We start from the raw sequence: 12,451 nt of genomic DNA, 5'->3' as shown, positions 1-12,451 counted from the left end.
CATCTGACTGTTAATCAGAGGGTCCTTGGTTCAAGTCCAAGAGGAAGAGCAAAAAAAGAGATATCTCACTGAGGTATCTCTTTTTTTATGTCGTTTCCTATCTGTTTCCCGAGCAGGAAACTACAGTTTCCTCCTAAGGAAACGCCAGTTCCCTGCCGAGGAAATTGCAGTTCCCTGCGGAGGGAAACAGAGTCACTTCGATACTGTTAAAACCAGATTATGCCTTCCTGATTCCAATTCGATGACTTTGTCACCTTTTATATAATCCGGCAGATAAAGAGTTGCCGTGCTATTGGCAGGAACAGTCACTTCATATTTGATCTTCTTCTTGTTCCACTCCCATTTCGAAATAATCCGTCCGTAAGGAGAATTATGTTGTGCCTCAAAATGTTTCAACTCTTTTACAAAATTGGGACGTAGTAATATATGTTTGAATCCTGGCTCTTCCGGATCGGGAAAAATACCTCCTAACCCTTTATAGAACCATCCGCCGATCTCCCCGAACATCATATGATTATCCGAAATATCGCGTTCGGCTTTTAGGTCCCAGTTCTCCAATAAGGTTGTTGCTCCGTTGACAATCCACCACCCCCACGACGGATAGGTATCTTGTGCCGCAACTTTATAGGCAACCTCCGGATATCCGTTTTCACTCAACGCATTCAGGATCGCTTTTGCTCCCAATACACCGACATCCAGATGAAACCCTGCCTCTTCCACTTTCTTTGCCAGATTTTGTGCAACTTTAGCTATCATATTGTCAGGAACTATTTTCCATTGCAAAGGAACACTTAATTCCGTCTGGCTACCATTCGCATAGATGCCAGTCTCCTTATTCAGGTATTTATCATTTACCGCGTTTTTGATTTTCTCGGCTAATGCTGTATAATAGGCATAATCATCCTTTTTATCAAACAATTTAGCGGCATTCGCCAGTATCCTGGCATCCACGTAAAAATAGATAGAAGAGGTAAGTTCCTTATTGGACTGGGATTTGACTGGCACCCAATCTCCACGCCCCCAGGTAGTCAGATGGTTAGGACTTGTACGGTCTACATAATCGACATACCGTTTAATACTCTCATAACAATCAGACAGTGGTTTGCTATCGCCATAAAACATATATAAGTTCCAGGGGATAATGGCAATTGTACTTGTCCAGTCCAACCCGTTGTCGGTACCGTATCCCCATCCTCCTGTCGGGATAATATCGGGGAGTACTCCGTTGGGTTGCTGTTCGTCGCGATGGTCGGCCAGCCATTTCTCATAGACGGTGATTCCATCAAAATTATACAAAGCCGTTTCAATGGCAAAATGCCCGTCTCCGGTCCATCCGTTCTTTTCACGCTGCGGACAGTCGGTCGGATAGCCCATCAAATTCGACAGGTAAGCGTTATTGGTTGCCCACCACAATTTATTGACAAGTTCGCTCGAAGTATTAATATTCCCAACAGAAGGGACATCGCTGTGCATGAAATAAGCAGTCAGGCTGTTTTGATTGAGTTCGATCGGCTTATCGCTGGTGACTTCCACATAACGGAAGCCTTTGTAGTTGAACTTCGCCATAAATTCATCATTACCACCGCTAAGGATCAAGATATCTGTCTGGAAAGGATCTTTTTCCTTATCTCCCCGATAATAAACATCAATGTTGGACATATCGATACGCCCATTATCAAAAAGCCGCTCTCCATGTTTAATCCTTACTTCTGCTCCTCTTTCTCCCGATACTTTTGTCCGGGTAACACCCGACATATTCTGACCAAAATCAAAAACATACGTCTTTTCATCTATTTTGTTGACAGATTTCGCCGGGAGAGTCAATACATTCCGGATCGGACGGGCTTGTTGTGCCGTAACATTTTGGGAAGGAACGCCTCTATATCCAACTCCATTCCATTTAGAGTCATCAAAGTCCGGAGTATTCCAACCTGTCTGTTCGAGACGTGCATCGTAATGTTCCCCGGTATAGATACTGTTGAAAACTAATGCACCCGAAGATGTTTTCCAACTAAGATCGGTAGGAATAGTTTCCATACTACCATCATTATAAGTGATACGAAGATCCATACAGAAAGCAGGTCTGTTACGCCAGGGGGCCCGGTCGAAATCCCATACGGCTTTCGATTGATGATTATACCATCCATTGCCAAGAAGTACACCTATGGCATTATCCCCATTCTGAAGCTGACTGGTCACATCGTAAGTTACATACAAGTTACGTCGGTCGAAACGGGTATACAGCGGATCAAGGCGGTGATCTCCTATTTTCTCCCCATTGATATATAACTCATATAATCCGGCAGCGGCAATATAGGCTCGTGCCGATTTTATTGTTTTACCTGCTGCAAACTTCTTACGGAAATAAGGAGCAGGTTGATAGTTCACATCTTTTCCATCACCTATCCAGGCTCCCTGCCAGTTCCTTATATTCATCATCCCCATTTCAAAAGAGCTGACAGGTGAAGTTATTTCCTTATTTTCCAGATCGCCACCTATCACTTTCCAGTAATATTTAATAAAAGGTTCAAGCTGTTTACCCGCATAAGTTATCAACATATCCCCGGAATTTATTTTTCCGGTATCCCATATATCGCCATTTCCGTTTACAACTTTCATCGAGTCTTTATCCACCAACACACGATAAGATGTTTGTTTTGCCCCTTGACGAGTGTCGTCCATTTTCCACGAAAGACGAGGAGCCGGATTATCAATACCTATCGGAGTTTCAAGATGATCACTCTGCAAGTCGGTCAAACGAACAGACTGCCCGTTTGCCCCGGAATAACTAAGAAAAGTAGTAACAGTAATAAATAGTATAAGCTTTTTCATCCGCTTGTCATTTTATGGTAATACCGCAAATTAATAAATAAAAATACTATTTACTGGTTTACTTTTTGACAAATTTGTATCATTTATGCGCTTTTTCAATCAAAGCTCTAAGAGCCGATAGTTATAGATTAATCGAACCTATCAGAAGCAAATACCCACACGGAAACCCAGATTGTTTTGCCCGTTCATCGAATAGGTCAGTAAATCCGTCTGGTTAGTGGCGTAACTGTAATACAAGGCCACATGAAAACTGAATTTCGATGCAAACTTATTATATAGACGTATTGTAAACTTATTTTATTTTGCTGAAACGAAACAAGACCTTGTCGACTGTAATAAGAATTCTATATACGAAAAAAGCACTTCCGTCTACAAACCCAAAAGCACTTTTCTTACAGGACTATCTTCGCCGCATAATCATAAAACAAAAAAGTTATGAACAAAAGAGATATGTATCGTACAATCACTTTTTTATTCCTGCTTATCTGGTCTGTATCCGGTGGCTATGCCCAACCAACCGCAAACAACCAACCCGCACAAACTCTACGCGGAACCGTCATCGACAAAGCCTCCGGTCACCCGATGCCGGATGTGACAATTATGCTTCCGGATATGCCCGGAACAGGAACCACCACAGATGAAAAGGGGCAGTTTGTATTATCCGGCATTCCAATAGGAAGACATAATGTACAGGCTACTTATTTAGGTTACGAACCTGGTATATTCCGGGAAGTCCTTGTCACTTCCGCCAAGGAGGTCTATCTGGATATCTCACTGAAAGAGAATGTTCAGGAATTAAGCGAAGTCGTTATCCGCCCGCAGATAAACAAAGAACAGCCTCTCAATAAGATGGCTGTCACCGGAGCCCGTATGCTCAGTGTGGAAGAAGCCAGCCGTTATGCCGGTGGGCTGGATGATCCGGCACGCCTGGTCAGTTCGTTTGCCGGTGTAGCTGCCAACCTTTCCAGTAATGGGATATCCATCCACGGGAATGCTCCCCATCTGTTACAATGGAGGATGGAAGATGTGGAAATACCCAATCCGAATCATTTTGCCGATATTTCGATATTGGGAGGCGGTATCCTTTCTTCACTCAGCAGCCAGGTTCTGGGTAATTCCGACTTTTTCACCGGTGCGTTTCCTGCGGAATACGGGAACACGGTATCCGGGGTATTCGACATGAAACTGCGGAACGGAAATAACCGGAAAATGGAAAATACGATCCAGGCAGGCGTATTAGGTCTGGATATAGCATCGGAAGGCCCTTTAAGCAAAAAGCATCAGGCCTCCTATATATTCAACTACCGGTATTCCACGACCGGGTTATTGAACCGCATCTATCCGGGATTAGACATGGGGGGTACGCTTGATTACCAAGATCTGAATTTCAAATTCAACTTCCCGACACGTAAAGCCGGAACTTTCTCTGTTTGGGGAACCAGCCTGATCGATAAATATGAAGGTGACTTCGAAGAGAATCCGCAGGAATGGGAACATACCCGCGACAACTTCAAATCAACAGCCAAACAATATATGGCAGCCGGAGGAATCAGCCACCGCTATTTCTTTCCGAACGATGCGATGCTGAAAACGACTTTGGCCGCCACTTATTCCGAAATGAATGCAACCGAAGATTCCTATGCCGCCGATCATACCTTCACTCCGTTCACCTACCAAAAGAACAAGAACACAAACCTGACTCTAACCTCGTCTTACAACCGGAAATTCAGCGCACAGCATACTAACCAGACAGGTTTCACCTATACCCGGATGTTCTATGATATGAGAATGAACCTGGCTCCGTTTGAAACAGCCCCGCTAAATACCCTGTCCAAAGGGAAAGGACAAACCGACCTGATCTCCGTTTATACCAGTTCCGCTTTCGGGATAACTAATCAACTGTCTATAAACGCCGGGGTGAACAGTCAGATACTGACGCTCAACAATAGCTGGACGCTGGAACCACGCCTGGGAATGAAATGGACACCCACCGCCCGTACCTCGCTTGCCTTGGCCTACGGCTTACATAGCCGCACGGAAAAGATGGATGTCTATTTCGTCAACTCAAAAAGTTCCGGCAAGGAGTTAGTTAATAAGGATCTCGATTTCACGAAAGCCCATCACCTGATGCTGACACTCGGTTATAAGTTATCCGACAATTTGCTTCTCAAAGTCGAGCCTTATGTCCAGTTCCTATATGATGTTCCGGTCATTGCCGACAGTTCCTATTCCGTCCTCAACCGAAGAGAGTTTTATGTGGAAGAAGCCCTGGTCAACAAGGGGAAAGGACGTAACATCGGAGTAGACATCACACTGGAGAAGTATCTGAGCAAAGGATTATATTATCTGATAACGGCATCTGTTTTTGATTCCAAATACAAAGGTGGAGACGGTGTTTGGCATAATACCCGCTTCAACCGGCGGTATATACTCAACACCTTAATCGGAAAGGAGTGGATGTTAGGGAAAAACAAACAAAATATCCTGAGTGCCAATGCAAAATTCACCCTACAGGGAGGAGAACGTTATTCTCCCCTCGATACGGAAGCCAGCCTGACTCATCCGGATAAGGAAGCGCAATATGACGAGACACGCGCCTATTCACAACAATATCCGGTCATGTTCATCGCCAACTTCACCGTCAGCTATAAAATAAATAAAAAGAAAGTAGCGCATGAATTTGCAATCAAAGCACTGAATGTAACGGGGACTAAAGAATATTACGGCTATCATTACAACCTGAAATCCGGTGTGATGGAGCGGAACGGACAAAGTATTCCTATCAGTAATATCAGTTATAAACTAGAATTTTAACCGTTTTACAGACTGGTAACAAATAAAATAGTAATTTCGGACACTTAAAGAGGATGCCGCTATATGACAGACAACCCTATTAATAAACAAACTTTCCTGTATCAGCTTCTGGTCAGTTCCAGATACAGAATAGCGCGTCATATCCTGTTGCTCGTAGCAGTAGCGGCAGTATCACTCAACCAGAACGTCTATACATACGGAGCAAGAGTTGAGTTGTTGGATAATTATGTTTACCTGGCAGGTTTCAGTACACTGATTTCCTATGTTATAGTCGGTTATCTCCATCTCTATCTGCTCGTACCCAGATTATTGCTAAAAAAGAGGTATCTGACTTATATCATTTATTCCGCCAGTTCCATCTTACTGCTTATATTGATACGGTATGTGCAGGAATACTGGATATTTACTTCATCCGGTATTCCTCCGATCAGAAGCTCTTATTTCAATATGGTCAGTATCCTGGATAGTTTGTCAGACTTCATGCTGAACATGATCTGTATCACCGGTATATCCATGACCGTATTACTAAGACATTGGATGATAGAAAGCCAACGGGTAAACTTACTGGAAAAGAAACAGATACAGTCGGAAGTGGATAACCTGAAAGAACAGGTGAATCCATCGTTATTATTCAATACATTAAACCGGACTGCCGTGTTATCGAAAAGCGAACCGGAGAAAGCGGCGGATATGGTGTTACGGTTAAGCCAGTTATTACGTTACCAACTGTATGATGGAGCACGCGATAAGGTATTATTAAATTCTGAAATCACTTTTCTAAATAATTACCTGGCATTGGAGAAGTTCTATTCCGATTCATTCGATTATCGGATTGTATCGGAAACGGAACTGACGGGAGTACTTATTCCTCCCCTCCTGCTTGTACCGATCATTCAGTACGCTTTGAAAAGAACCGGGAAGCAAACAAACCGTCCATCTATACTCTTGCAGGCAAGCCGGGAAGGGCAGCAGATTTCTATTATCTGCCGGTTCGACGAAACCGATACACCGGCAATCAAAGAGTTGGATGGCTTCAAAGCACGTTTCAACCTTCTTTATCCGGACAATTATTCATTATCCGTTACACAGGACAAAGATCAGGGTACAAATACTATTCTATTAAAATTGAATACACATGGCAAATAATATAGATTATATAGTATCTGATTTCCTGTTAAGTCCGCGGAAAAGGATTTACAGGCATCTCCTGTTGCAACTGGTCGTTTTTCTTATCACGATCAACGTATTCTGGGATACGCCGGACGAGTTGATCATTACTCCGGCACGTATCCGTTCATGGATCGGTTATTTCCTGCTCATCGACATACTCATTTATGTAAATGCTTATGTATTGGTACCGCGGTTTCTGCTCAAAGGGCGTCTGCTTCTTTACCTGATCATGGTATTTGCACTGATTCTTGTATCGATTGTAACATTAGGGTCTCTCCAAACTCTTTTCGAAGATACACGGTTTGAGGACCTGCCTTCCAGCCAGTCGGTAATTTGGTTAAATATCCTGTCTTCGACGATATCCAGTGGCTTGTTGGTTGCCGGTTCTTCTGCTATGATGCTCTTTAAACATTGGATCAGTAACAATCAGCGTGTCAGCGAACTGGAAGCCACCACCCTGCAATCGGAGCTGAAATTCCTGAAAAGCCAGATCAATCCTCACTTCCTGTTTAATATGTTGAACAATGTATATGTACTGATCAGGAAAGGACGTGATGAAGCAGCAGATGTATTATTCAAATTGGAAGACCTGTTGCGTTACCAGTTCAACGACAGTGCCCAGGACAGGATACAACTCAGTTCTGACATCCGTTTTATGAGCGATTTCCTGAATCTGGAGAAGATTCGCCGGGATAAGTTCAATTATACCATTTCCAAAGAGGGCGATATCAACAGTGTATGGCTACCACCTCTATTGTTCATCCCTTTTGTAGAAAATGCAGTCAAACATAATACGGACGGGAAGAATGCTTCGTTTGTATATCTTTCTTTCAATGTGCAGGATAACCGGTTGACCTTCCGGTGTGAAAACTCGAAGCCTGCCGAAGAGGAAGAAAGAGACAACCGTATCGGCGGACTGGGCCTGAAAAACATCAGGCGACGATTGGATTTACTGTATCCCGGCCGCCATTCGCTAGAGATCATAGAAGATAAACAAAGTTACACCGTTAATTTACACCTGGACTTATGAACTGTATCATCGTAGACGACGAACCTCTGGCCCGTGAAGCGGTAGAGATGCTGATAAATGAAACCGGAGGACTGACACTGGCCGGTAGTTTCAACAATGCCACTTCGGCTGCCCGGTTTATCGAAGAACACCCGGTCGACCTGATCTTTCTGGATATCCGCATGCCTAAAGTGACCGGACTGGAATTCGCCCGTACCATTCCTAAAAGTACTCTCGTGATATTCACTACCGCTTATGCTGAATATGCAATCGACAGTTACGAAGTGGATGCCGTCGATTATCTGGTGAAACCGATTGTCTCCGAAAGATTCCAAAAAGCAGTAGAGAAAGCCAAATCATATCATGCGCTTCTACTGACGGAAGAAAAGGAAAATATCGAAAACGTGGAGAGCGAATTCATGTTTGTCAAGTCCGAACGTCGTTTCTTCAAAGTCAATTTTAAGGATATACTGTTCATCGAGGGGTTAAAAGATTATGTAATTATTCAACTTCCCGAGCAGCGCATCATCACCAAAACCAGCATGAAAGCGATACACGAACTACTTCCTAAAGTATTCCTGCGAGTAAACCGTTCTTACATTGTCAACACCCAACAAATAGCCTCTTTCGACAATAACGATATCTACATCGACAAATACGAAATAGCCATCGGCAACAATTACCGCGATATCTTCTTTGATGAATTTGTATTATCTTTGCACCATGGGAAAAAATAAGTTAGCAAAGTTTGACGATATGGCGGAGTATCCGCATGTTTTCCAGTATCCGTTTGCCGTTCTGCAAGAGAAAGGATTTGAGTTGAAAGGACACTGGCACAAGGAGTTTTTCAAGAATGACAATCCGATCGTACTTGAATTGGGTTGCGGTAAAGGTGAATATACAGTGGGACTGGCACGGTTGTTTCCCGATAAGAACTTTATCGGCGTAGACATCAAAGGTGCACGCATGTGGACCGGAGCCAAAGACTCTTACGAGTCAGGAATGACCAATGTTGCTTTCCTCCGGACCAGTATCGAACTGATCTCTCATTTCTTTGCTGCCGGTGAGGTTGCCGAAATATGGCTTACCTTCCCTGACCCGCAGATGAAAAAGGTCAACAAGCGCCTGACATCCACCCGCTTCATGAAGATGTACCGCGAAATACTGTCCGGTGACGGCATTATCCACCTCAAGACCGACAGCAATTTCATGTACACATACACCTGCGAAATGGTGAAAGCCAACAAATATCCCGTATTGTTCAGTCATAACGACCTGTATCATTCGGACCTTGTAGACGATATCCTGTCTATCAAAACCTATTACGAACAACAATGGCTTGACCGAGGACTGAACATCAAATACATCAAGTTTGTTTGTGAGGAAAGAGAAGAACTGATTGAACCGGACGTAGAGATCGAACTCGATCCTTACCGCAGTTTCAACCGGAGCAAGCGCAGCGCACTGGCTTCCGGCAAATAAGACAACCAATTATACAATTATATTATGGCTATATATCCTAAACTAATCATGGACGCACTAGCCAAAGTGCGTTACCCGGGGACAGGGAAAGACCTTGTCGAAATGGGCATGGTAGAAGACAACATACGGATCGACGGCAACAAGGTGAGTTTCTCACTCCTTTTCGAGAAACCTAACGATCCGTTTATCAAATCAGTCGTAAAGGCTGCCGAAACAGCCATCCTTACCTATGTAGGTGAAGAGGTCGACATCAAAGGAAACATCGAAGTGCTGGCACGTCAGGCTGCACGTCCCGAACCGGACAAACTGCTTCCGCAGGTAAAAAATATCATTGCCGTATCTTCCGGAAAGGGAGGTGTAGGTAAAAGTACGGTTGCCGCCAACCTGGCTGTGGCGCTGGCCGGTCTCGGTTATAAAGTAGGTTTGCTGGATGCCGATATTTTCGGTCCTTCGCAACCCAAAATGTTCAATGTAGAGGATGCCCGTCCTTATATGGAAGAGGTTGACGGACGCGATTTGATCCAGCCGGCAGAAAATTACGGAGTCAAATTGCTGTCGATCGGTTTCTTCGTGAATAAAGAAGATGCCGTGCTATGGCGCGGTGCTATGGCAAGCAATGCCTTGAAACAGCTGATCGGCGATGCCAACTGGGGCGACCTCGATTATTTCCTGATCGACCTGCCACCGGGAACAAGTGATATTCACCTGACAATGGTACAGACACTGGCTATCACCGGTGCTATCGTTGTCAGCACACCGCAGGAAGTTGCCCTGGCCGATGCCCGCAAAGGTATCAGCATGTTTACCGGCGAAAAGATCAATGTCCCGGTACTGGGACTGGTTGAGAATATGGCCTGGTTCACCCCTGCCGAACTCCCGGAAAACAAATATTACCTGTTCGGTAAAGAAGGAGCCAAACGCCTGGCAGAAGAACTGAATATTCCTCTATTAGGACAAATACCTATTGTACAAAGTATCTGTGAGGGAGGCGACAACGGTACACCTGTTGCCTTGAATCCTGATACGATCACCGGAGCCGCTTTCCGCGACCTGGCAGAGAACGTAGTCGAACAGATCAACTACCGCAATGCAAACATGGCCCCTACACAACGGGTTAATGTCAGTAAAAGCTAATAGTTAACTGAAAAAGAAAGAGCAGGGTCCCGACGGGGAGCCCTGCTCATCTTTTCTCCTGTACAGGAAATCATCATCACATCTCATCAAAATGAAAGTCTAACTCCGAACTGCACCGATGCACAGAGTGGCTGCTCTTTCCGGATCGTCTCAACCACACTCTTATCATCAAAATAATAGGCGATACCAGGTTCGGCATAGATACTAACGGGTTTAGATATGTCATATTGTACACCCAATGAAGCTAAAGCGGATAACTGCACCTTTTTTACATCAAGGTCAGTCTTACTCTTACGTTCACGAACGTTATTCAGGTAATAATTCGTATTCAGACTACCATCCACACACATTTCCGCCATGCCTCCGGCAGAAGCGTAAACAGATAAACGGTCTTTCTTCCACAGGGTATAATTCACTTTCAAAGGAATACCCAAATAATGCAGGCGTTGCTCCTGCGAATAGAAATCGACTTCACCGGCCGACAGTTCCGACGAAAGGAAGGTATAAACCAAGCCGCTTTCCACCGAAAACTTGTCGTTGATCTTCTTCTTTACCGAAAGCCCTGCCGAAAGCGGGAACTTATGTTTCATCTTTGTACCCGACGGCTTCTGATAGTTGGCCGCAGCTATCTTCTCAAACATGGAATAATCCGCCGGATCCCGGAAGTTCGAAGCATTTGAAGCCACATTATTCATGTAGTCATCAAATGTTCCCGAACCCGGATTATTATTCACACTTACATCCGAACGGGTTGCCGAACCATTGAACATCGCTAATCCTTCCGACGCAGAAGAATGGCGGTCAAACATATTCCCGGCATACAAACCGAATGTCCATCCTTTGCCTGACGAAGATTGCTTCTTCGGCAAAGTCTCATAACTCCTTTCCGAAACGTACTCATACTGGCCGCTCCTTTCCACAACCGACCGGCTGTTAGAGTTATTTTCCGTAACATTCTCTTCTCCTATCTCTGCATGGAAATAAGCAGAAATAGACAAATAAATCTCCGACATCGTTTCAGTCAGTCCCGGTAATTCCGGTTCCGCCTTTTTCACGATAGCCGCCAATTGCTTCGTCACCGGCTGCGGCTTTATCTCTTCAACCGGCACAACAACCGGAGCAGATGTACCACCTCCCGACTCAGCAGGAAGAACAATATCCGACAAGACCGGTTCTATCTCTTTATCTATCCCCATAAAGTAAAGAGCCGAACCTAAAACTGCCAAAAAAGACACTGCTGCCGCCAACCAACGATAAGGGAAGCGACGGACATGTGGAGTAGCAGAAAACGCCGCTTCGAGCTTTTCCCAGCCATCCTCCGGCAACGGCAGCTGAAAATCAACTTCCCGTATTCGGTATTCCTGTATTAATTTATCTTCCATTTTCATTTTCCGGCTTCTTTCTGAATGTAATCGTTTACTTTCTTTACCAGCATTGCTTTTGCCCGACACAGTTGCGACGATGATGATCGTTCGTTGATATGTAAAAGCTCGGCAATCTCTTTATGACTTCGTTCTTCAAATGTATATAAGTTAAACACGGTGCGATACCCTGTCGGTAACTCCTGGACGAATCGCATCAGAACCGACGTCGGGATCTGTTCGATCTCCTCCGGAGGCTCCTCCTCTGTTTCAGCAATCATATCAAGGGGGACTATTTGTTTGAGTACATCCTTCTTTCGAAGATACTCTAGTGCTGTATTCACAAAAATACGGCTCATCCACGCTTTCAGACTCCCTTCCCCACGATACGTAAAATTTGAGAAGGAGGAGAAGACTTTCAGAAATCCGTCATGCAACAGATCATACGCCACGTCCATACCTCCTGTATACCGGTAACAAATGTTTAACATTTGTTTGGCATAAGTATCGTAGAGTTCTTTACGGGCTGCATTTGCACCCCGCATACACTGCCTTATCAGTTCTTCTTCACCCATCAACGCCGCGCGTGTTTATTATATAAATGTAATGACTGCGGGAATACTGCACGCATTCTTCATTTTTTCTGCAA

The 12,451-nt window shown here is 44.4% G+C and carries 9 protein-coding genes and 1 pseudogene; 6 read left to right on the top strand and 4 right to left on the bottom strand.

Annotated elements, in window-relative coordinates; translation table 11 throughout:
- Positions 1-192: 192 nt before the first annotated feature.
- Entirely contained in the window at positions 193-2,832 is a 2,640-nt protein-coding gene (locus tag QZ076_RS17265) for a glycoside hydrolase family 78 protein (RefSeq protein WP_293715233.1), read from the bottom strand.
- A gap of 141 nt (positions 2,833-2,973) precedes the next feature.
- Positions 2,974-3,081 (bottom strand): annotated as a pseudogene (locus QZ076_RS17260) (porin family protein); the annotation flags it as partial.
- Positions 3,082-3,267: 186 nt separating this feature from the next.
- Here QZ076_RS17260 and QZ076_RS17255 point away from each other — a divergent pair.
- From QZ076_RS17255 to QZ076_RS17230, 6 genes are all read left to right on the top strand, one after another.
- Positions 3,268-5,646 (top strand): TonB-dependent receptor, encoded by a 2,379-nt coding sequence (locus QZ076_RS17255; RefSeq protein ID WP_293715230.1) that lies wholly within the window; start codon positions 3,268-3,270, stop codon positions 5,644-5,646.
- A gap of 63 nt (positions 5,647-5,709) precedes the next feature.
- The gene (locus QZ076_RS17250; protein ID WP_293715226.1) at positions 5,710-6,792 is read left to right on the top strand and encodes a histidine kinase; all 1,083 of its coding nucleotides are present in this window, start codon (positions 5,710-5,712) and stop codon (positions 6,790-6,792) included.
- Positions 6,782-7,846 (top strand): histidine kinase, encoded by a 1,065-nt coding sequence (locus QZ076_RS17245; protein ID WP_293715223.1) that lies wholly within the window; start codon positions 6,782-6,784, stop codon positions 7,844-7,846. The genes QZ076_RS17250 and QZ076_RS17245 overlap by 11 nt, the downstream gene beginning before the upstream one ends.
- Complete coding sequence (locus QZ076_RS17240) at positions 7,843-8,562, top strand: LytTR family DNA-binding domain-containing protein (protein WP_293715220.1); 720 nt, start codon at positions 7,843-7,845, stop codon at positions 8,560-8,562. The genes QZ076_RS17245 and QZ076_RS17240 overlap by 4 nt, the downstream gene beginning before the upstream one ends.
- Positions 8,549-9,307 carry a tRNA (guanosine(46)-N7)-methyltransferase TrmB gene (gene trmB / locus QZ076_RS17235; protein ID WP_293715217.1) on the top strand — a complete coding sequence of 253 codons (759 nt, stop codon included), beginning with the start codon at positions 8,549-8,551 and terminating at the stop codon, positions 9,305-9,307. Before QZ076_RS17240 ends, trmB begins: the two co-directional genes overlap by 14 nt.
- 24 nt (positions 9,308-9,331) lie before the next feature.
- Positions 9,332-10,441, top strand: a complete 1,110-nt coding sequence (locus tag QZ076_RS17230) for an Mrp/NBP35 family ATP-binding protein (RefSeq protein ID WP_195374646.1) — start codon at positions 9,332-9,334, stop codon at positions 10,439-10,441.
- 86 nt (positions 10,442-10,527) lie between these two features.
- On the opposite strand, the gene QZ076_RS17225 is transcribed toward QZ076_RS17230, so the two are convergent.
- Positions 10,528-11,829: an outer membrane beta-barrel protein gene (locus QZ076_RS17225; RefSeq protein WP_293715214.1), complete on the bottom strand. Its 1,302-nt coding sequence runs from the start codon at positions 11,827-11,829 to the stop codon at positions 10,528-10,530.
- Positions 11,826-12,377 carry a sigma-70 family RNA polymerase sigma factor gene (locus QZ076_RS17220; protein WP_293715211.1) on the bottom strand — a complete coding sequence of 184 codons (552 nt, stop codon included), beginning with the start codon at positions 12,375-12,377 and terminating at the stop codon, positions 11,826-11,828. Before QZ076_RS17220 ends, QZ076_RS17225 begins: the two co-directional genes overlap by 4 nt.
- Positions 12,378-12,451 lie beyond the last annotated feature (74 nt).

The organism is uncultured Parabacteroides sp. (assembly GCF_905196875.1).
Classification (GTDB): Bacteria; Bacteroidota; Bacteroidia; order Bacteroidales; family Tannerellaceae; genus Parabacteroides.
The sequence above is the reverse complement of the archived record's forward strand: the minus strand, read 5'-3'. Positions and strand labels throughout refer to the sequence as shown.